Annotated in this window: 19 protein-coding genes and 1 tRNA gene; 4 read left to right on the top strand and 16 right to left on the bottom strand. The window is 53.3% G+C overall.

Going from position 1 to position 20,015, the window contains the following annotated elements; genetic code table 11:
- The first annotated feature begins 142 nt into the window (after window positions 1-142).
- Entirely contained in the window at window positions 143-439 is a 297-nt protein-coding gene (locus ACN1CO_RS18180; protein WP_004571230.1) for a SelT/SelW/SelH family protein, read from the top strand.
- Here ACN1CO_RS18180 and ACN1CO_RS18175 read toward each other — a convergent pair whose 3' ends face one another.
- From ACN1CO_RS18175 to ACN1CO_RS18140, 8 genes are all read right to left on the bottom strand, one after another.
- Complete coding sequence (locus ACN1CO_RS18175; RefSeq protein ID WP_419140154.1) at window positions 440-979, bottom strand: PadR family transcriptional regulator; 540 nt, start codon at window positions 977-979, stop codon at window positions 440-442. It abuts the gene before it with no gap.
- Between the two features lie 72 nt (window positions 980-1,051).
- Entirely contained in the window at window positions 1,052-1,834 is a 783-nt protein-coding gene (locus ACN1CO_RS18170; RefSeq protein ID WP_419140153.1) for a siderophore-interacting protein, read from the bottom strand.
- A 325-nt stretch (window positions 1,835-2,159) separates the two neighbouring features.
- Window positions 2,160-2,354, bottom strand: a complete 195-nt coding sequence (locus ACN1CO_RS18165) for a hypothetical protein (protein ID WP_419140152.1) — start codon at window positions 2,352-2,354, stop codon at window positions 2,160-2,162.
- 218 nt (window positions 2,355-2,572) lie between these two features.
- Complete coding sequence (locus tag ACN1CO_RS18160; RefSeq protein ID WP_419140151.1) at window positions 2,573-3,442, bottom strand: helix-turn-helix domain-containing protein; 870 nt, start codon at window positions 3,440-3,442, stop codon at window positions 2,573-2,575.
- 218 nt (window positions 3,443-3,660) lie between these two features.
- Window positions 3,661-3,834: a DUF2474 domain-containing protein gene (locus tag ACN1CO_RS18155; protein ID WP_419140150.1), complete on the bottom strand. Its 174-nt coding sequence runs from the start codon at window positions 3,832-3,834 to the stop codon at window positions 3,661-3,663.
- Window position 3,835: 1 nt separating this feature from the next.
- Window positions 3,836-4,840 (bottom strand): cytochrome d ubiquinol oxidase subunit II, encoded by a 1,005-nt coding sequence (gene cydB, locus ACN1CO_RS18150; RefSeq protein WP_283547113.1) that lies wholly within the window; start codon window positions 4,838-4,840, stop codon window positions 3,836-3,838.
- A gap of 1 nt (window position 4,841) precedes the next feature.
- Window positions 4,842-6,254, bottom strand: coding sequence for a cytochrome ubiquinol oxidase subunit I (locus ACN1CO_RS18145; protein ID WP_419140149.1), 1,413 nt, complete (start codon window positions 6,252-6,254; stop codon window positions 4,842-4,844).
- 781 nt (window positions 6,255-7,035) lie between these two features.
- Window positions 7,036-7,416: a winged helix-turn-helix transcriptional regulator gene (locus ACN1CO_RS18140; RefSeq protein WP_419140148.1), complete on the bottom strand. Its 381-nt coding sequence runs from the start codon at window positions 7,414-7,416 to the stop codon at window positions 7,036-7,038.
- A gap of 98 nt (window positions 7,417-7,514) precedes the next feature.
- Here ACN1CO_RS18140 and ACN1CO_RS18135 point away from each other — a divergent pair, with 98 nt between their 5' ends.
- Window positions 7,515-8,372, top strand: a complete 858-nt coding sequence (locus ACN1CO_RS18135; RefSeq protein ID WP_419140147.1) for an SDR family oxidoreductase — start codon at window positions 7,515-7,517, stop codon at window positions 8,370-8,372.
- Between the two features lie 351 nt (window positions 8,373-8,723).
- Window positions 8,724-10,382, top strand: a complete 1,659-nt coding sequence (gene treF, locus ACN1CO_RS18130; RefSeq protein WP_419140289.1) for an alpha,alpha-trehalase TreF — start codon at window positions 8,724-8,726, stop codon at window positions 10,380-10,382.
- A gap of 74 nt (window positions 10,383-10,456) precedes the next feature.
- Here treF and ACN1CO_RS18125 read toward each other — a convergent pair whose 3' ends face one another.
- The 5 genes from ACN1CO_RS18125 to ACN1CO_RS18105 form a co-directional block, all read right to left on the bottom strand.
- The gene (locus tag ACN1CO_RS18125) at window positions 10,457-10,963 is read right to left on the bottom strand and encodes a ferritin-like domain-containing protein (protein WP_419140146.1); all 507 of its coding nucleotides are present in this window, start codon (window positions 10,961-10,963) and stop codon (window positions 10,457-10,459) included.
- Between the two features lie 10 nt (window positions 10,964-10,973).
- Window positions 10,974-11,456 carry a ferritin-like domain-containing protein gene (locus tag ACN1CO_RS18120; RefSeq protein ID WP_419140145.1) on the bottom strand — a complete coding sequence of 161 codons (483 nt, stop codon included), beginning with the start codon at window positions 11,454-11,456 and terminating at the stop codon, window positions 10,974-10,976.
- 505 nt (window positions 11,457-11,961) lie between these two features.
- The gene (locus tag ACN1CO_RS18115) at window positions 11,962-12,126 is read right to left on the bottom strand and encodes a general stress protein (RefSeq protein WP_004571242.1); all 165 of its coding nucleotides are present in this window, start codon (window positions 12,124-12,126) and stop codon (window positions 11,962-11,964) included.
- Between the two features lie 748 nt (window positions 12,127-12,874).
- Window positions 12,875-13,840 (bottom strand): diguanylate cyclase domain-containing protein, encoded by a 966-nt coding sequence (locus tag ACN1CO_RS18110; protein WP_419140144.1) that lies wholly within the window; start codon window positions 13,838-13,840, stop codon window positions 12,875-12,877.
- 459 nt (window positions 13,841-14,299) lie between these two features.
- Window positions 14,300-14,375 (bottom strand) — tRNA-Phe (locus ACN1CO_RS18105).
- 222 nt (window positions 14,376-14,597) lie between these two features.
- Between ACN1CO_RS18105 and ACN1CO_RS18100 the strand changes: the two genes are divergently transcribed.
- Complete coding sequence (locus ACN1CO_RS18100; RefSeq protein WP_419140143.1) at window positions 14,598-15,917, top strand: methyl-accepting chemotaxis protein; 1,320 nt, start codon at window positions 14,598-14,600, stop codon at window positions 15,915-15,917.
- 26 nt (window positions 15,918-15,943) lie between these two features.
- Here ACN1CO_RS18100 and mrdA read toward each other — a convergent pair whose 3' ends face one another.
- From mrdA to deoB, 3 genes are all read right to left on the bottom strand, one after another.
- Window positions 15,944-17,815 carry a penicillin-binding protein 2 gene (gene mrdA / locus ACN1CO_RS18095; protein WP_419140142.1) on the bottom strand — a complete coding sequence of 624 codons (1,872 nt, stop codon included), beginning with the start codon at window positions 17,813-17,815 and terminating at the stop codon, window positions 15,944-15,946.
- A 221-nt stretch (window positions 17,816-18,036) separates the two neighbouring features.
- A complete protein-coding gene (gene deoD / locus ACN1CO_RS18090) occupies window positions 18,037-18,750 on the bottom strand; it encodes a purine-nucleoside phosphorylase (protein ID WP_090965956.1) in 714 nt (237 codons plus the stop codon).
- A gap of 26 nt (window positions 18,751-18,776) precedes the next feature.
- Window positions 18,777-20,000 carry a phosphopentomutase gene (deoB, locus tag ACN1CO_RS18085; RefSeq protein ID WP_419140141.1) on the bottom strand — a complete coding sequence of 408 codons (1,224 nt, stop codon included), beginning with the start codon at window positions 19,998-20,000 and terminating at the stop codon, window positions 18,777-18,779.
- Window positions 20,001-20,015: the final 15 nt, after the last annotated feature.

The following is a 20,015-nucleotide window of genomic DNA, read 5'->3' as shown; positions in this document are numbered from 1 at the left end:
TGCGGGTGTAATCATTATTGCCGGGAATCTAATGCAAGTGATAATCATTATCAATCTTATTTACATTAACCTTACAGACCACAGCGCACACTTTTTTAACCTGAATGCACTGGCATTTATCAACACGTAAAGGAATAGAGTTATGGCGCAAAAACCTGTGGTTGTTATTCACTACTGTATGCAATGCAACTGGCTGATGCGATCAGCGTGGATGGCACAGGAACTTCTGCATACTTTCGCTGAGGATCTGGCGGAGGTGACGCTGAAACCAGGCACCGGCGGTATCTTTGAGATTACGCTGGATGAGCATCTGCTGTGGGAACGTAAGCGCGATGGTGGCTTCCCGGATGCGACCACGCTGAAACAGCGCGTGCGCGACATCTGTTTCCCGGATCGTACCCTGGGCCACATCGACAAAAACAAAGCTGAAATCAGCTGATTAACTGTCGGTGATTTTTTCAGCCGCGTCGTGCAGCGCCTTAATCAGCGTCTGCAGCGCGGCTTCTGAGATATCTTCCTGCGCCAGCCGCCGGTTCAGCGCGACCTTCAGTCCATGAATCGCCTGTTCAACAGCAGGAATGTTGCGGTTATTGACCAGAATCGCCAGCGTAGAGAGCCGAGTTATCAGGCTGGTCACCGTTTCCAGGTTTTCTGCCAGTTGCGCCTCTCCCGTTGCGGTCAGACGGTAGGCTTTACGCGCTGCCTGCGCATCCACCACCTCAATCGCCTCCATCTCTTCCAGCAGCGTCAGATTGGGGTAGATGATCCCCGGACTGGGTGAATACTCTCCCTTCGACAGCTCCTCAACCGACTTGATTAGCTCATAGCCGTGCGCCGCATTCTGCGCCAGGAAATGGAGCATCAGCAGGCGGATCTCACTCGCTTCCAGCATCTTTTCACGACGTTTTCGTCGTCCGCCGCAGCCGCCTGCGCGCGCGCTCTGATCGTCAGATGATGTGGAAGTCGGATGCTGTTTCATAGCCTGCCCTGCGGAAAAAAAGTCGGATTGATGGTAGTCCGCCGTCTGGTAAAACTCAATTGCCAAAGGCGCTTACTTCTGATGCCAGTAGGCTACCGCGCGAACAAAATCACTGCTGAGGCCGCGCTGCACCTGGAAGTAGTCAGACAGCGCTTTGACAAACTCACCTTCGCCGGTCAGCCAGATAAAGTAATCTTCCGCCGGAAGTGCGAGCTGATCCAGCCGGGCAATCAGCTGGCTGAGTTGCGCTTTCTGCATCTGACCACTGCCCAGCCAGTTTGTCGTTACGCCAGTCGTATCCGATAAATAGTCGCAGCCCGTCGCTTCATCGGTAAAGGCATAGAGATGCAGCGACTGCGCCCTTGCGTCACGCTGACGGCGTGCAAAGGCTGGCAACCCGGTTTCATCACAGACATAAAGCTGGAACGCATAATCGGTCGGCACCACCAGCGAACCGCGTGGCCCACCGATAATCAGTTTATCGCCTGCCTGCGCCTGCGTTGCCCAGTCACTCGCTACGCCCTGCTGATGAATATAGAAATCGAGGGTCAGTGAAGAGACACCATCGAACGCCAGCGGCGTGTAGTCACGTGCCTGCGGACGCAGACCTTCAGGCCAGACAATTCCCGCGTCGGTTATCTGCGGCAGAGCCAGTGTTTCACCTTCCGAAGAAGGGAAAAATACCTTGATGTGGTCATCAAAGCCTGGCGATGTGAAGCCCGCCAGATCGCTGCCGCTGAAACTGATGCGCCAGAATTTACCGGCAACGTTGGTTTTACTGACGACCTGGATATGGCGGAAACGCAGTTCATTACGGACGCGCTGGGGTAAGCGCTGATTAGCTGATGCAGTCAAAATATCTCTCCTCAATCGGGATCGATGCCCGTGATTCAGGGGCATGCTCACTGTCATAAAACTGTAATGGAATAACAATCATTCTCATCTCAAGCCGGGAGATTAGCTATGATATATCTTGAGCACAAGAACGAAAAATGCGATCAGGCGGCTTAAGATATATTTTATAGAGTTACAGATGTGGGTATGGCAGGCGTGAGGCGGCCCTGAAAATGTTCAGAGAGAGGTATTAGCGGGTTGTTGAGGCAGGCAGATCAGGTTAAGGCTGGCCGGCTCCTGACGAGCCGGTCATAGTGCGCCGCCGGGTCTGGCAGCGCATCAGCACTTACAGCGTGTCGTTGAATCCGGAGAGGGAAGCGTTACTGCTGGTGTGTTCCGGCAGCTCACCGTCACCCAGAATTTCATGCTGAGAAGTCTGAGAGTGCGGATGAAGTCCGGCGGGCGGTGAGAAAGGCTCAGCCTGCTGCGCCATTGCCATAACAGGCAATGCCAGAATCAGTGAAATCATTAAGCGTCGCATAGTTGTCTTCGTTTGTCGTTTTGGCCGGAAAAGGCCTGAAATGCAGATGAATGTTCCAGCCCCATCACAGATGCACGATGATTCAGGTATGACGGGGTTTCGGTGGAGGATTTTACGCCAGAATGGCGAGTTAGTTTATAGAATCGTGCGGTTTGTCACAGTTTACCGCACGAATTATGCATTGTGAGGGCACGTAGCTGCGCGCCCTGCCCTGCTGGCTACGCCTGCATCACCGGAATAGAAAAAACGCCGCTCAGCCAGTCGGACTTACACTGTGCAAAGTCGAGACGCAGCAGATCTTTGCCCGGACGACGGGAGACCCCCAGCGCGGGCAGATGCTGGTAATAGATATCTTCGATAAAGCGCGTCAGCTGCTCTGGCTTGCCGCTCCAGCGAATCGACGCATAGAGGCCCGGCACTTCACTCCAGTTGTCGGTGTGGTCACCCAGCAGGCCGGCATATTGCGGCTCCAGCGCCTGAAACAGGCTGATATTCTGCTGGTCAGCCGAACTGTGCCCGGGACCATACTGAAAGCCTAACCAGCCCTGCGTCACGTGTCTGCCCGCCAGCGTAACCAGTTGTCGCGCCTGATCAGCGACCCGGTGATCGTGGTCGGCAATGTAATCACCGAACCTACACTCCCACTCCTGCGTCTCTCCGCGCAGATGCAGCGCTTCATAGCGTTCCACCAGCGTTGCGCGCTCTGCCAGCGACCGCACCAGAATGCGTCCGTGGAAGTTTTTGACTGGCAAATGGGGAATACGACGAAACGCGCCGGGCGTCAGCGCAAAGTGGCCTTTGAATACCCGGGTAAAGTTTTGCTGGTTATCAAAACCAAAACGCACGGCGATATCGATCAGCGTCATACGCGTCAGACGCAGCGCCATGGCCGCCATCGTCAGACGCCGCTTACGAGTATAGGCCGCCAGCGTCTGTCCGGTCATCTCCTTGAACATGCGCTGCATGTGCCATTTCGAATAACCCGATTTCAGGGTGATTTGATCGATATTGAGATCGTCGGTGAGATTGGCTTCTATCCACTCGACCAGATCGTTAATGTGCTGTTTTTTAATAGCCTGACTGAGCATGATGGCGATTTACGACGCGGGTTAGGACTGGGATTTTCGTTACAAAAGGATAACAAAAATCGCGAATCGGTGTAAGGAAAGGGTAAGGCGCACGCGCCTGTTCGAGGCGATTCCGCATTAATTGCTTAGGTTACTAACTAAAAAAGGCTGACTAACGTCAGCCTTCTGCTTATTGATAAAATCAGCGCGACATAGCGGTGAGAACAAGCCTGCGACAATTAATGACTACGCATACCCGCTGCAGTCATCATCATGCGAAACAGCGAGGCGACGACGCCCAGTGCCAGCACGCTGGCGGCATAAATCAATACCAGCCACATCACACGCTTCCACCACGGCGCTTTCGTCTCTTCCTGGTGATTGTGGTCTTTCATGCTGCTGAGGCTTTTCATATCAATGATATCCTTCATCTGCTTTGATTTTTCCACGGAACACGTAGTAGCTCCAGAAGGTGTAACCCAGGATCATCGGGATAATCAGCAGGCTACCCACCAGCATAAAGGCCTGGCTCTGCGGCGGCGACGCGGCATCCCAGATAGTCACGGATGGCGGAATAATGTTTGGCCATACACTGATACCCAGACCGGAGAAGCCGAGGAAGACCAGCGCGAGCGTCAGCAGGAACGGTGAATAGTGCGCCTCACGCTTAATGGCGCGCACAATGCCCCACGAACAGAGCAACACCAGCACCGGAACCGGCAGGAACAGGAACAGATTGGGCTTGCTGAACCAGCGATGCGCGATATCCGCATGCGCAAACGGTGTCCACAGACTGACGATGCCGATAATCACTAACAGCGCGATCACCAGCGGCGTCGCCAGCGCAGACATTTTGCGGTGCAGCTCGTTCTCGGTCTTCATGATGAGCCAGGTACAACCCAGCAACGCATACGCCACAACCAGACCCACGCCGCAGAACAGCGGGAACGGTGCCAGCCAGTCCAGTGCGGAACCGGCGAAACGGCGTCCCTCAACCGGAATGCCATCCAGGAACGCACCGACCGCAACACCCTGACTGAAGGTAGCGATAACGGAACCGGCAATAAACGATTTGTCCCAGAATGCCCGGTGGCCTTCAACCGCCTTGAAGCGGAACTCAAAGGCAACACCACGGAAAATCAGGCCAATCAGCATCGCGGTCAGCGGAATCGACAGCGCATCGGTAATCACCGCGTAAGCCAGCGGGAACGCACCAAACAGGCCTGCGCCACCCAGAACCAGCCAGGTTTCATTACCATCCCAGACCGGCGCAACGGTGTTCACCATCATGTCGCGCTCACCGGCATCTTTATTGAACGGGAACAGCAGACCAATACCCAGGTCGAAACCATCCATCACGATATACATCAGGGTTGCGAAGACGATAATCACAAACCAGATAACGGAAAAATCGATCATCTTAGTGGTCTCCATCCTTAAAGGTGGCAGCGGAAAGCGGACGCGCTGGCGTTTTCTTCTGACCCGGTCCACCCTCTTCGGTGATATGACCTTCGCCGACAACCGGTCCCTGCTTAATCAGACGCATCATGTAGTGATACCCCACACCAAACACTGAGCTGTAGACCAGAATAAAGGCCAGCAGACTGATGCTCATGTGCATATCGCCATGTGCCGAGACCGCATCAATGGTGCGCTGCACGCCATACACCACCCACGGCTGACGACCGATTTCAGTAGTAAACCAGCCCGCCAGAATCGCAATCAGACCCGATGGCCCCATCAGCAGCGCAAACCACAGGAACGGACGCGACTCGTAGAGACGCCCTTTGAAACGCAGCCACAGGCTGACCACGCCCAGCGTAATCATCAGCAGGCCCAGCGCGACCATCACGCGGAACGACCAGAAGATCACGGTGGAATTAGGCCGGTCCTCTTTCGGGAACGACTTCAGCGCCGGAACCTGTTTGTCCAGACTGTGCGTCAGAATCAGGCTGCCGAGGTAAGGCACTTCCAGCGCATATTTGGTGCGCTCCTGCTCCATATCCGGAATACCAAACAGAATCAGCGGCGTGGCTTCACCCGGCGGGTTTTCCCAGTGTCCTTCGATCGCCGCGATTTTGGCAGGCTGATGCTCCAGGGTATTCAGACCGTGCGCATCACCAATCATCGCCTGAATCGGTGCAACGATTAATGCCATCCACAGCGCCATGGAAAACATCTTGCGGATAGCCGGATTGTTATTGCCCTTCAGCAGATGCCAGGCCGCCGACGAACCGACAAAGAAGGCACTTGCCAGGAAGGCTGCTACCGACATATGGAACAGGCGGTAAGGGAAAGAGGGGTTAAAGACAATCTTGAACCAGTCCTGGGGAACCACAATGCCGTTCTCGATGATGAAGCCCTGAGGCGTCTGCATCCAGCTGTTAGAGGCCAGGATCCAGAAGGTCGAAATCAGCGTACCCAGGGCGACCATGCAGGTGGCAAAGTAGTGCAGACCTGGCCCCACGCGATTCCAGCCGAACAGCATCACGCCCAGGAAGCCCGCTTCCAGGAAGAACGCCGTCAGCACTTCATAGGTCAGCAACGGACCGGTGATACTGCCCGCAAACGCCGAGAAGCCACTCCAGTTAGTCCCGAACTGATAAGCCATGACCAGCCCTGATACCACACCCATACCGAAGTTTACGGCAAAGATTTTCGACCAGAAATGGTAGAGATCGCGATAGGTTTGATCGCGGGTTTTAAGCCACATACCTTCGAGTACGGCCAGGAAGCTGGCGAGACCGATGGTGATGGCGGGAAAGATAATATGGAAGGACACAGTAAATGCGAACTGAATCCTGGCCAGATGAAAGGCATCTAATCCGAACATTGCTTACCTCTTTGCCACATAGAACACCATGTATTTACTTATAATTAACAACTTAAGCCTGATGCGCTGACTTCTCTGCGCTTATTGAAATTCCCGCCGCAAATTTAGAGCTATTTGCGACGAGGAAACAGAAACAGTGGGGTTAATGAAAACTATAACAGTCTTTGTTGATTTTGATCATTGTTTTTGGCGGGAAATATTTATTTAAAAATAAGGCTTAAAGGTTAATCAGAGGGTGTTTATGTGTCGTTAATGTTACGGTAATTCTTACTTTAAAAATCGCATAAGCTAAAGCGTCGCCTGTCTTAAAAAAGTGTTCAACGGCCTGTTTTCAGACGCTATTTTTCGATAAACCTTAAAGATAACAAGGCAAAAAATGAGAGTAAAAAATCTAAATCGACTTGATTTCTAACAGGTTAAAAACGTAAACACTTACCTCTGCCGCTTTGTTTTCTTTTTTGTTTTATCCCTGCCAATCACGCCATTATTTTTGATGAAATAAAGTGGAAATGGCACAGTTAAGCGCCAGTGAAAATGTTAAAGAAATGAGTCAAAAAGCAGACCTCAATTAACGGCACTCCTTATGCAGTCAATTATTCCAGTCCGGCCCCTGATAAAATGATTTAATAAGCAGCAACAGTGCGAAAATTGCGCCGAAATTATTTTCTCTGCCGTTACGTTATTGCGGTTCAGGAGAGCCAGATCCACGATAAGCGTGAACAGATATTTTGCGGAAAGGATAGCGATGCCGTCACAGTCTGACGGCTTAGAAGGGGGTAATTTACTCTGCTGCGGATTTTTCACGCTGTGCCAGAATCCGGCTCAGGTTCAGCTCAAGCCAGTCCGCCAGCCCCACCACCTGCTCACCGACTTCGCGCCCGAGCGGGGTCAGGCGATATTCCACGTGCGGCGGCACCACATCGTAGGCGATGCGCTGCACAAAGCCATCTTCCTCAAGGTAGCGCAGATTCTGCGCCAGCATTCGTTCGCTGACGCCACCAACCGCCCGGCGTAACGCACTGAAGCGCAGCGTCTGGTCCTGCAGAGCCAGCAGGATCAATACGCTCCAGCGACTGGTCACGCGTTTCAGCACGTCCCGCGACGGGCAGTTAACGTTAAGCAGTTCGCCACGACTAAATTTTTCACTCAGCTTTTCAGACATTTAACCTGCACACCTCAAACTAACAATTCTGTAAGTACTTACTAAAAATTAGTTTATACCCTAGTCTGGATTTCACCAACAGCCACAGGAGTTATCCCATGATTGCAGTTACAGGTGCCACCGGCCAGCTGGGCCAATTCGTTATCGATGCATTACTGAAAAAAGTGCCGGCGGGAGAAATCGTCGCCGCTGTGCGTACGCCAGCCAAAGCGGCCGATCTTGCAGCGCTGGGCGTCATTGTCCGCCAGGCCGACTATGGTCAGCCAGAGACGCTCAGGGCCGCTTTTGCAGGCGTCGATAAACTGCTGCTGATCTCCGGCAGTGAAGTCGGCCAGCGCGAAGCGCAGCATAAAGCCGTCATTGAAGCTGCGCAGGCGGCAGGCGTGGGCTTTATCGCCTATACCAGCCTGCTGCATGCAGATACCTCGCCACTGGGTTTAGGCGTTGAACACCGCGCGACAGAAGCGTTGCTGAAAGCCTCTGGCATTCCGTTCGCGCTGCTGCGTAACGGCTGGTACACCGAGAACTACGCCGCCAGCATTCCACCGGCGCTGGCGCATCATGCATTTATCGGCGCGGCGGGTGAAGGCCGCATCGCCTCTGCTGCCCGTCAGGATTATGCTGAAGCGGCGGCTGAAGTGATGACCCGTGAGGACCAGGCGGGGAAAGTGTATGAACTGTCCGGCGACGACAGCTACACGCTGGCGCAGTTTGCTGCGGAAATTGCCGCACAGAGTGGTGAGAAGGTCGATTACGTTAATCTGTCTCAGGCTGACTTTGCCGCCGCGCTGAAAGGTGCAGGTCTGCCAGAGGGTCTGGCAGAGATGCTGGCAGATTCTGATGCCGGTGCAGAAAAAGGCGGTTTGTTTGACGATTCGCGTCAGCTGAGCAAACTGATCGGTCGCCCGACCACAAGCTGGCAGGCGGTGATCCGCGCAGCACTGGCGAACCATTAATCCAGATCTCTCTGAGCGGGCAACCCGGCCCGCTCACCTCCCTCTCCTGCCCTGATTTCCGTTGCGTATGCCATCTTCTGCACCCTTTACGGCTGCGGTTTCTTTTACAAAATGTGAATAAATGCCAGTTTTCTTCAGCTTAAATTTTTTTATTCATGTCGCTAAGAGATTCATCCGAAATGTATTTTTTGTGAACTCCGCTATATTTGGTTGAATTGGCTGGAATTTATTAGAAAAGCTCGATTAATCGACAATTTTTATTACGTTCATAGATATTCTGCATTGTTGTTCCGCGGGATGAGAGGTCTATAATTTGTCCTTTGTGCAACCACGACCGCTCAGGAGGCCGTTATTAATACCCATCGCCAGCAACAAAATGCACCTGAAGAAGTTCGTGCAGGGGCGGAAGTTGAGTATCAATACGATCCCCATGAACTGAAACTGGATCGCATGCAGGATTCTGAACCGGAGCCGGAGCTGATTGAAGGCTTACCGGCCCCGGATGCGCTGACGCCTGCCGATCGTTATCTGGAACTGTTTGAACATGTCCAGATGTCGCGGATCTTCGAGGACAGCAAAACCTTCCCCGACTGTTCGCCTAAGTACGATCCGCTGGATGTGCTGATGCGCTATCGTCGACAGAAACGCAGCAGTGATTTCGACCTGTCGCGTTTTGTCGCCGATCACTTTTATCTGCCTGGCGTAAACGAAAGCTTTTATGTCTCCAACCCGGATAAAACGCTCAATGAGCATATTGATGACCTGTGGCCGGTTCTGACCAAAATGCCGCAGCAGCATATGCCGCACTCATCGCTGCTGCCGTTACCGAAACCCTATGTCGTACCAGGCGGACGCTTTGGCGAAACCTACTATTGGGATTCCTACTTCACCATGCTCGGCCTGGCAGAATCGGGTCGTGATGACCTGCTGCGTCACATGGCGGATAACTTTGCCTGGCTGATTGATAACTACGGCCATGTGCCAAACGGCAACCGTACTTACTATCTCAGCCGCTCTCAGCCGCCGGTGTTTGCGCTGATGGTGGAGCTGTTCGAAGAGGATGGCGTGCGCGGTGCGAAGCGCTATCAGGAACAGTTGATGAAGGAGTATCAGTTCTGGATGGATGGCGCCGGTTCTCTGATGCCAAACCAGGCTTATCGTCACGTGGTGCGCATGCCAAACGGCTCACTGCTGAACCGCTACTGGGATGACCGCGATACGCCGCGTGATGAATCGTGGATAGAGGATGTTGAAACTGCCCGCGAATCTAAACGTCCGGCCAGTGAAGTCTATCGTGACCTGCGCGCAGGTGCGGAGTCAGGCTGGGATTACTCTTCGCGCTGGCTGCGTAACCCGAAACGGCTGTCGAGTATCCGTACCACGCAGTTTATCCCTATCGATCTGAACTCGTTCCTGTACAAGCTGGAGCTGATGATCGCGACTCTGTCCCACGCCAAAGGCGAAGAGCTGACGGCGCTGGCATGGCAGAAAAAAGCGGAAGCGCGTAAACGTGCCATTACCCGTTATCTGTGGGACAGCACTGCCGGTGTGTTCCGCGACTACGACTGGCGTCGGGAACGTTTTGGTGCCTTTACCGTGGCTTCGGTGGTTCCGCTGTTTGTCGGCCTGGCGACGCCGCATCAGGCGCATCTGCAGGCCATCTCTCTGCGTCATCTGCTGCTGAGCAACGGCGGTCTGCTGACCTCAATGGTGGAAAGCGGCGAGCAGTGGGATAGACCGAATGGCTGGGCACCGATGCAGTGGATGGCGATTGTTGGCCTGAATAACTACGGTGAAGAGACGCTGGCGACGGAAGTGGCGGTGAACTGGCTTAATACGGTCAGTAACTTCTATCAGCTGCACCACAAGCTGGTTGAGAAGTATGACATCAGTGGCGATCGTGCGCGTCCCGGTGGCGGCGGTGAATATCCGTTACAGGATGGCTTCGGCTGGACTAACGGCGTTACCCGCAAGTTGATGACGATGTATGGGCATTTAATGGCTGACTGAAAATCACAGCCTGAAAAGCATTAACGCAAAAAAGCCGGGAATTTCCCGGCTTTTTTCATGCACGCGTTTAAGCGTTATTTCTTCGCTTCAGTACCCGGCTGTGAGGCACGTTGCAGGAACTGCTGGGTGACGTCAGGCAGGTTCTGCAGCAGCCACTCCGCCATCGCCACTTCCTGATCGCGGATCTCATTGAGCACGCGTACGCCCAGCGTATCGCCGACCTGCTCAGCCGCGGCAATCAGGCTGGTGTAGCTGGCGATTTCCGCATTCTCGAATATGTAGCCACTGATGGCGCCCTTCACGACTTCATCTGAGTTGAACATACCGCCCACAGCCTGCCCGGTGGCGGCCATTTTACCCATCGCATCTTTCATCACAGAGTGATCGATACCGTGGCTGTCAAGCAGCTGCTCCAGCAGCGTCAGCTGATGTTTAGTCTCTTCCAGATGTTGCGCCAGACGCTGTTCCAGCGCCGGATAGTGATCAAGACGGCCTGCCATCTTACTCAGCATGCTTTCAGCCTGCTTTTCCATCGCATGCGCATCGCGCAGCCAGTCATGATAATGTTCAATCGCGGTCATGTGTTACTCCTTAAGAGACAGTAATAGCCTCGGCTACCTGGGTGAGCTTCTCATCCGTTTGCTTCTCTTCATTCAGGGTTTCTTCCAGCAGCTGCGCGGCTTTGGTGTAACCCAGCTTCAGCGCCAGCGCATGGAGAGTGCCGTAGGTCGCAATCTCATAGTGCTCCACTTTCTGCGCCGCACCGATCAGCCCCTGATCGCGGATCTCGCCTTTTTCGACCGAGTCGATAATTTCCTGCGCTTCTTCAACCAGACCTTCAAGCGCATGACATTTCATTCTTTTAATTTTGACTTCAGGTGTCACTTCCACCAGCTCGTCGAGTCGTTCAATCTGAGCACGGGTCTCTTCCAGATGCTGATTAAACGCAGCGATAAGATTTTCGTCACTGGCTGCACGCGCCATTTTAGGCAATGCACGGGTTATCTGTTTCTCAGCGCTGTATACATCGGATAAGTCATGGATGAACAGGTCGTTTAACGTTTTCACTGTCATAAGATAGCCTCATTGATTAAAAAGCTGCGTCGGAAATAACGCAACGCCAGTCATATCGTTGACACCTGAAAAGTCTAGTGGAGATTCCTAATATCGCACGCCGCTTCAGTATGAATTTAAGACAAAAGTGGCATGTAAAATGCATTTTCCTTTTACAGCAGACATTTAGCAGGAGAATGTTTTTATGTTTGCGGCTTCGCTATCTGCACCATAATTTGTACAAAGTAATAAAAAGCTGTATAAATTTTTTCAGATTAACTGCATAAAAAAAGAACCAGTCAAAACTTAGTTGTACAAGGTTTTATTAAATCGTATAAGTTTAATCGCCTGGAAATAAAAAAAACCGGAAAGGAAAACCCTTCCGGTTTAATTAACGGTGTATCTCCCTGCCAGTAATAAAGCAGCGATATAATTTAGTGGGTAATTATCTTGCAGGCAAATGAATGAGAATCTGTATAGCCCGGCAAACGCTTTAAAACTGCCATCACAGCAGCACTAAACGCGTTTAGCTACGGCGGCTTACCTTACCTCCCTTGCGACCCGCTTCAATGGCACGTTCGGGATCGTTCTTAAAATTCCCGCCGCTTTTCTGACCGCCCTTGCGTCCTGCTTCTGCAGCACGCTCCTTATCAGCCGCAAAGTTCCCGGCCCCACCGCGATATTGAGTCATTCTGTGTTCCTCTTTGAATTTAAAATCAGAATTTTCACAGTTAATGCTTCCTCAGGCCGATTCAGCAACATAAATGTAGACAGAAAACCGATCCGATCAAGCAAGACAAATAAAAAACACGCTATAGATCTGTTTTATTGGCAGTACCACCCTCATCCAGATTGATAACGCATTTCAACTATCGCTCTTTTCAATTCCTAAAAGAGCGGCGACGTGTAAAACCTTTTTTAACGAAAATCGCCGCGCCCTATTAATCGATCATTTACGAAAAATGTCCAATTGAAAAAATAGTAACCGAAGCGGTATTAAGATAATTCCATCAATATCAGGTGGTTAAGATGATCAATAAACGATCAAATTACCTAAGCGAAGCGATAAATAGAATTTCGCCTACCTTTCATAACATTATAAATAAGCGAAGCGCAAAAGGCTGTTCGCACCAGCTGAAAACTGCCGAAATTGATCATTAAACGATCAATTATGCTGATTTAAATAAAATTTTAATTCGGAAGAGACTCAGGACTACTGGTACATATTAGCGACTAACCGAAGCGGCAGGATTTACCTATTCTGGCTGTGAAAATCAGATTTTCGGAATAGTACTAAAAAGGAGTTTCTGCGGGGATACGCAGGGATTGCACACGCAGGCGCAAGACAGAGTACAAAACGTCGTGGGTGAGCCAGGGCAAAGGCATGAGAGGAGATTTAGCGGCAGTAACAGACAAAACAGATGCCGGATGAAACAGGGTCAGAGTGGATCGGTGAAAGCAGGATCAAAGGCAACGCCGCGCTTGCCGTTTTTCTTGATGCGGTACATCGCTTCATCAGCCCGCGCCAGGGCGGTATCGAAGTCATCTTTTGCCTGTGCCTGAGACACACCCACTGAAGCGCCTATGAGCGCATGGCCGTTGGCCATATCAAAAGGGGTAATCACGGCATCAAGGCAGGCGTGTGCCAGCTTTCTGACCTGCGGATGATCAATCGCGAACGGCAATAACAGAACGAACTCATCGCCGCCAAGCCGACCAATCATGACCTCTGTCGGAGCAAGTTCAGTAAACCGATGGCTTAACTGGATCAGCACTTCGTCACCGCTGCGATGCCCCAGGGTGTCGTTGACGTGTTTGAAGTTATCCAGGTCGATAAAGACCACGCAGAGCGGCCCCTGCGCTTTCAGTTCACAGAAATAGGTCTGCAGGGCATGGCGATTGTTGAGCAGCGTAAGAGGATCGTGCAGCGCCAGCAAGGCGAGCTGCTCTTCATATTGCTTCTCTTTGGTCATGTCGATGTGAGTGCCGATCACTTTGACCGGCTCTCCGTGCGCATTCCATTCGCTGACCCGGCCCCGATCCAGCACCCACGTGATACTGCCATTTTTGGCGATCATGCGGTGAAGCGCTTCATAGTAAGGTGCTTTGCCGGCGATGTGATCGTTGAACGCCTGCAAAACTTCGTCGGCATCATCGGGATGCAGACTCTCTTTCCAGGACTCGAAATTGGCATCGGTCTCTTTCGGCTGGAAGCCGAGCATCGCGCCCCAGCGCCGGTTGAAGATCACCAGTTTGCCGCTGGGAATATCGAGCTGCCACAGGAATAGTCCGGTGCCATCCAGCGCCGCGTTGAGTTTTGTGCGGGCGTCATGCGCTATACGCTTCAGACGCGCATTGTGCTTTTTCAGGTTCTGTATCTGCAGACGCAGTGCTTCTTCTGACATAACCGAGACGGAGCTGGAAAAAGGGCTATTGTGCCTGTCAGGTGGATTCTGTAAAGAGTGGCTTATAAAACACGATTAGCCCCGGTCAATTGCAGGCTGGACAGGATATCAGGCGGTGCGGGTCTGGCATCACAGCACAGAGGCGAACCGGCAAATTGGTTTCGCCGTGAAATCTGTTTGTATTGCCCAGGGATCAGAGCCGGAATTTACCAGGGAGAGGTGAAATTCGGAATGTTCGGGGAGTCTGGCGAATAGAGTGGCCTTAAAAAGCAAAAACCCGCCAGAGGCGGGTTCTTTAAAGATGGTGCCCGAACCCGGACTAAAATGCCGGGAGCATTTTTGCATCGCGCGTCAGCGCGACCCGCAGGGCGAGCCACAGGAGGTGGCGAGTGTATCGAACCTTCGATAACGGGTTCGCTCCAGAACGCAAAAACCCGCCAGAGGCGGGTTCTTTAAAGATGGTGCCCGAACCCGGAATCGAACCAGGGACACGGGGATTTTCAATCCCCTGCTCTACCGACTGAGCTATTCGGGCAACGGGGCGCATTAAACCAAAGCGGCCCGGCAGCGTCAAACGCTTTTCACCAAAATCCAGTCGACTGACCGCTTTTCCATCAACTCAAATACCGGGTTTGACCTGGCGCAAAAACCTCGCGGTCGGCCGGATAAATTTCACTCAGCGGAGCGGCAAAGGCTGCATTGTGGCGAGGTTTTGCCGATATAGCATGCGAGACCAACACTAATAATAAGGATCGCCATGTTTTCCACCATTACATCAGGAATTGCTTCGCGCCATAGCTGGCAGAAACGCTCACACTCAGCCGCCACGCTGAGCTCTCTCAACGGCTCCATCGCCATGATTGAGTTCTCCCCCGATGGCACCATTCTCAGCGCCAATGCGCTGTTTCTGGCGCGCATGGGCTACACGCTGGCAGAGATTGAAGGCCAGCACCACAGCCTCTTTTGCACGCCGGAACAGCTTCAGTCGCGCGAGTATCAGGATTTCTGGCTGCGACTGAACCGGGGCGAAAGCTTCAGCAATAAGTTTCTGCGCATGGCGAAAAACAGCCGTCCGATCTGGCTCGAAGCCAACTATGTGCCGGTGCAGAACCGCCATGGCCGGGTCATTAAAATCGTTAAGCTGGCGACCGACATCACCGGTCATATCAACGATGCGCAGGAGCAGCGCGCTATCACCACCGCTATTGAGCGCTCCATGGCCGTCATCGCCTTTAACCTGAAAGGTGAAGTGCTTAAAGCCAATGAAAACTTCCTGAAAACCATGGGCTACCGCCGCGAGGAAGTAGAAGGTGTTCACCATAGCCGTTTCTGCTCGCAGGAACTGCGTGACAGCCGCGAATATAGCGAGTTCTGGCAGCAGCTGAACCGGGGTGAATTTGTCTCGGGCCAGTTTCCCCGGGTCAATAAAAGAGGCGAGACGGTCTGGCTGCGCGCCACCTACAACCCGGTGTTTGACGAACAGGGGCGGCTCTACAAGATCGTCAAATTCGCGACGGATGTGACCGCACAGGTGGAAAAGAATCAGCAGGAGCATGATGCGGCACAGCGGGCTTATCACACCGCGCTGCAAACGGATCAAAGCACAAAGCTGGGAGCCGATGTAATCGCCAGCAGCGTGCAGACTATGAACGCCCTGGCCGGTGAGTTGCAGGGGATTTCCGGTGATATTACCGGGCTGAGTGAATCCTCCGATCGTATTGGCGCGATTGTGGAAGGTATCCGCCGGATCGCCGACCAGACTAACCTGCTGGCGCTGAATGCCGCGATTGAAGCAGCACGGGCCGGAACCCATGGCCGCAGCTTTGCAGTAGTCGCTAACGAAGTCCGGACGCTGGCGGCGAACATCAACCGCGCGACGACCGACATCGAAAATCGGGTACAGCAAAACCACCTGCTGGCGAGCCGGGCACTGAAAGGGATTGAATCAAACCTGAAGCGCGCCGATCAGGGTGTGCAACTGGCCCAGGAAGCGGGCGGCGTGATTGCGGAAATCCGTGAAGGCGCAACGGATGTGGTGCGCGCTATCGGCCATGTGACCAAAACGCTTAAAGCCTGACGATCTGCGGGGGCAATCGCCCCCTTTTACGGTGTTGCCTGAGCGGGTGCTTCTGGCGTTGGCGGAATAAAGATGTGATCCAGAATCGCCCGCATCACAGGTGCCGCAACAATCCCTTCGTTGCCGCCGTTCTCCAGAATCAACGCCACCGCCACTTTCGGATCGTTAAACGGCGCAAAGGCGGTGTAGAAGATATGGTCACGCAGCCGCACCGGGATCATCTTCGCGTTATAGGTCTGGTTCTGGCGCAGGCTGAACACCTGAGACGTTCCGCTCTTCGCGGCGATGCCATAAGGTGCCGTGTGGAAATATTTGTACCCGGTGCCGTTTGGCGCGTTTGCCATGCCAAACATCGCGTGGCGGACCAGCGACCAGTACGGCGAATGCGGATCGCCAATCTGCGCCTCGGGCTTCTGCGGACGGTAGTTCTCCACCAGCGTGCCGCGCTGGGTTTTCTCCAGCAGATGTGGTGCAATTACCCGACCATTGTTAATCAGCGCCACCATCGCTTTTACCATCTGAATCGGCGTCGCCACCCAGTAGCCCTGCCCGATGCCAACAGAAACGGTATCGCCCTGATACCAGCCCTTTTTATGCACCTTCTGCTTCCACTCCCGGCTCGGCAGCAAGCCGCTGTACTCTTCATTGAGGTCGATGCCGGTCGACTTGCCGTAGCCAAACTGGCTGAGCATGGTGTGAATCCGATCAATGCCCATCATGAAGGCCACCTGATAGAAGAAGGTGTCGGCAGACTCTTCAATGGCGCGGGTGACATCCAGCATGCCGTGCCCGCTTTTCTTCCAGTCACGATAGCGCCGGTCCGTGCCTGGCAGCGTCCAGGTCGGCGCGCCAAAGAACTGCGACTGCGGCGTAATCACATGGGTCAGCAGCGCCGACATCGCCATGTAAGGCTTCACCGTGGAGGCAGGCGGATAAAGTCCCTGCGTGACGCGGTTAATCAGCGGCAGGTCTTTATCCTGCAGCAACTTTTTGTAGGCCTGATAGCTGATGCCTTTCACAAACGGATTCGGGTCGTAGCTGGGGCTGGAGACCATCGCCAGCACCGAGCCGTCGTGCGGATCTTCAACCAGCAGCGCCGCACGCTGTCCCGCCAGCAGACTCTCAATATATTGTTGCAGATGCAGATCCAGCGTCAGGGTCAGGTTTTTACCCGCGACCGGCGGCACCTCTTTCAGCACCCGCACAATGCGGCCATGGTTATCCACTTCCACTTCCTGATAACCCGGCTTGCCGTGCAGCAGCGATTCGTAATAGCCCTCAATTCCCTGCTTGCCGATGTTGTGGTCAGCGGCATAGTTTTCGGCGATGCCCTCTGCATTCAGGCGTTTGTAGTCGTTATCGTTGATTTTCGACACATAGCCGATCACATGCGCCAGATCCGCGCCATAGGGGTATTCACGATCCTGATAGGTCTCAATGCTGGCTCCGGTGAAGTGAAACTGATTCACCGCAAAGCGGGCGACCTGTTCTTCGGTCAGCTCCTCTTTCAGCACTACCGGCTTGTAACGGCTGGTCTGCTTCAGCGCACGGCGGAAGGTGTCGATCTCGTCCGGCGTCAGATTAACGATGGGTGTCAGTTCCCGCAGCGTGGCGTCCATATCGGTGATTTTGTAAGGCGTCAGCGTAATGGCGTACCAGCTGACGTTACGCACCAGCGGAATGCCGTTGCGGTCATAAATCAGCCCGCGCGTCGGGGCGATGGGGATCATCTTGATGTCGTTCTGATTGGAGCGCGTCTGGTAGTAGCTATGATCGCGCACCTGCAGACGATAAAGGTTTACGCCAAGAATGGTGAAACAGATACAGACCAGAGCAAAGGCTATTGCGGCGCGGCGGGCAAACAGCTTCTCTTCAGCTTCGAAGTTACGAAAGTTCATCAGGGGGCATTATCAGGCGATTAATTATTATCTGTTATTGCGCACTATGATAAAGCGGGATCGCAGAGGTGCCAGCGCGAAGATGCACAAGCCTCAGCAAAAGTGTGTCATTTGATGTGAATGTTACCGGGAAGGCAAGGCGGGAAAATCAGATCCTCCGGTAAAGGAGGATCTGAACAGGCGATCGGGCAGCAGGCGGGAACGATCACCCGCCACGCGGATTAATCACCCAGCAGGACAGACTCCAGCGCAATCTTAATCATGTCGTTGAAGGTTGTCTGACGCTCAGCAGCGGTGGTCTGCTCGTGCGTACGGATGTGGTCTGAAACCGTACAGATGGTCAGCGCTTTCGCGCCGAATTCAGCGGCCACACCGTAGATACCTGCGGCTTCCATCTCAACGCCGAGGATGCCATATTTTTCCATCACGTCGAACATCTGCGGATCCGGGGTGTAGAAGAGATCGGCAGAGAAGATGTTACCCACGCGCGCTTCAACACCCAGGTTTTTCGCCGCATCAACCGCGTTACGCACCATGTCGAAGTCAGCAATCGCAGCGAAGTCGTGATCTTTGAAACGCATACGGTTCACTTTGGAATCGGTGCAGGCACCCATACCAATCACGATATCACGCAGTTTTACGTCGGCACGTACGGCACCACAGGAGCCCACACGGATGATCTTTTTAACGCCAAAGTCCGTGATCAGCTCTTTGGTGTAGATGGAGCAGGAAGGGATACCCATTCCGTGACCCATTACAGAGACTTTGCGGCCTTTGTAAGTACCGGTGTAGCCCAGCATGCCGCGCACGTTGTTCACTTCAACCGCGTTTTCCAGGAAGGTTTCTGCGATGTGTTTTGCACGCAGCGGATCGCCAGGCATCAGTACGACGTCTGCGAAATCGCCCATTTCAGCATTAATATGTGGAGTTGCCATTGTTTAATCCTTATTAAATTGCTGATTTACAGCATGTTCTTGCCATAGTCCATCTCGGACAGGCCAAAGTAGTGTGCAATTGTCTGACCAATATCGGCGAAAGTCTCGCGGTATCCCAGTGAACCCGGCTCCACTTTCGGTCCGTAGATCAGAATCGGAATGTGCTCACGCGTATGTTCGGTGCCCTGCCAGGTCGGGTCACAACCGTGGTCAGCGGTCAGGATCAGAATGTCATCTTCGCCAACCAGCTCCATCAGCTCAGGCAGACGACGGTCAAACAGCTCCAGCCCGCCCGCATAACCGGCTACATCGCGACGATGTCCCCAGGTTGAGTCGAAATCAACGAAGTTGGTGAAAACGATCGACTGATCCGGCGCGATTTTCATTTCCTGAATTGTCGCGTCAAACAGCGCATCCAGACCGGTCGCTTTGACCTTTTTGGTGATGCCCTGCTCAGCATAGATATCCGCGATTTTACCCACAGAAATCACATGACCGCCCTTCTCATCCACCAGCTTTTTCAGCATGGTGGCGGATGGTGGCTCGACGGCCAGATCGTGACGGTTGCCGGTACGCTCAAACTGACCCGCTTTGTCACCCACAAACGGACGGGCGATCACGCGGCCAATGTTGTAGCCACCTTCGGTCAGCTCTTCACGGGCGATTTCGCACAGCGCATAGAGACGATCAAGACCAAAGGTCTCTTCGTGACAGGCGATCTGGAATACGGAGTCCGCAGAGGTATAGAAAATCGGCTTGCCGGTTTTCATATGCTCTTCGCCCAGCTGGTCGAGGATCACCGTACCTGATGAGTGGCAGTTACCGAGATAGCCCGGCAGATCTGCGCGCTCAACCAGCTTGTCCAGCAGCTCCTGCGGGAAGCTGTTCTCTTTGTCGCTGAAGTAGCCCCAGTCAAACAGCACCGGCACACCGGCAATTTCCCAGTGGCCTGACGGCGTATCTTTACCTGACGAAAGTTCGCTGGCGTATGCGTACGCGCCGGTGATCTTCGCTTCAGGATCCAGGCCTGCCGGGAAGCGGCCGGTCGACAGCTCGGCGGCTTTGCCCAGACCCAGCGCGGTGAGGTTAGGCAGATGCAATGGGCCTTTACGTCCCTTGTCTGCTTCACCTTTAAAACAGGCTTCGGCGATATGACCTAAGGTATCTGAACCCACGTCACCGAATTTATCGGCATCTTTACTGGAGCCGATTCCAAAGGAATCGAGCACCATAATAAAAGCACGTTTCATGCAAGTCTCCTGCGC

The organism is Pantoea sp. R13S299 (genome assembly GCF_048515925.1).
Classification (GTDB): Bacteria; Pseudomonadota; Gammaproteobacteria; order Enterobacterales; family Enterobacteriaceae; genus Pantoea.
The sequence above is the reverse complement of the archived record's forward strand: the minus strand, read 5'-3'. Positions and strand labels throughout refer to the sequence as shown.

Bases quoted from the DNA above. Each gene is read 5' to 3' on its own strand.
- ACN1CO_RS18160 (WP_419140151.1), bottom strand. From the start codon at position 3,442: ATGCTCAGTCAGGCTATTAAAAAACAGCACATTAACGATCTGGTCGAG.
- ACN1CO_RS18135 (WP_419140147.1), top strand. From the start codon at position 7,515: ATGATTGCAGTTACAGGTGCCACCGGCCAGCTGGGCCAATTCGTTATC.
- ACN1CO_RS18180 (WP_004571230.1), top strand. From the start codon at position 143: ATGGCGCAAAAACCTGTGGTTGTTATTCACTACTGTATGCAATGCAAC.
- mrdA (WP_419140142.1), bottom strand. From the start codon at position 17,815: ATGAACTTTCGTAACTTCGAAGCTGAAGAGAAGCTGTTTGCCCGCCGC.
- ACN1CO_RS18155 (WP_419140150.1), bottom strand. From the start codon at position 3,834: ATGAAAAGCCTCAGCAGCATGAAAGACCACAATCACCAGGAAGAGACG.
- ACN1CO_RS18115 (WP_004571242.1), bottom strand. From the start codon at position 12,126: ATGACTCAATATCGCGGTGGGGCCGGGAACTTTGCGGCTGATAAGGAG.
- ACN1CO_RS18110 (WP_419140144.1), bottom strand. From the start codon at position 13,840: ATGTCAGAAGAAGCACTGCGTCTGCAGATACAGAACCTGAAAAAGCAC.
- ACN1CO_RS18120 (WP_419140145.1), bottom strand. From the start codon at position 11,456: ATGACAGTGAAAACGTTAAACGACCTGTTCATCCATGACTTATCCGAT.
- ACN1CO_RS18175 (WP_419140154.1), bottom strand. From the start codon at position 979: ATGAAACAGCATCCGACTTCCACATCATCTGACGATCAGAGCGCGCGC.
- deoB (WP_419140141.1), bottom strand. From the start codon at position 20,000: ATGAAACGTGCTTTTATTATGGTGCTCGATTCCTTTGGAATCGGCTCC.
- ACN1CO_RS18165 (WP_419140152.1), bottom strand. From the start codon at position 2,354: ATGCGACGCTTAATGATTTCACTGATTCTGGCATTGCCTGTTATGGCA.
- ACN1CO_RS18145 (WP_419140149.1), bottom strand. From the start codon at position 6,254: ATGTTCGGATTAGATGCCTTTCATCTGGCCAGGATTCAGTTCGCATTT.
- deoD (WP_090965956.1), bottom strand. From the start codon at position 18,750: ATGGCAACTCCACATATTAATGCTGAAATGGGCGATTTCGCAGACGTC.
- ACN1CO_RS18100 (WP_419140143.1), top strand. From the start codon at position 14,598: ATGTTTTCCACCATTACATCAGGAATTGCTTCGCGCCATAGCTGGCAG.
- cydB (WP_283547113.1), bottom strand. From the start codon at position 4,840: ATGATCGATTTTTCCGTTATCTGGTTTGTGATTATCGTCTTCGCAACC.
- ACN1CO_RS18140 (WP_419140148.1), bottom strand. From the start codon at position 7,416: ATGTCTGAAAAGCTGAGTGAAAAATTTAGTCGTGGCGAACTGCTTAAC.
- ACN1CO_RS18125 (WP_419140146.1), bottom strand. From the start codon at position 10,963: ATGACCGCGATTGAACATTATCATGACTGGCTGCGCGATGCGCATGCG.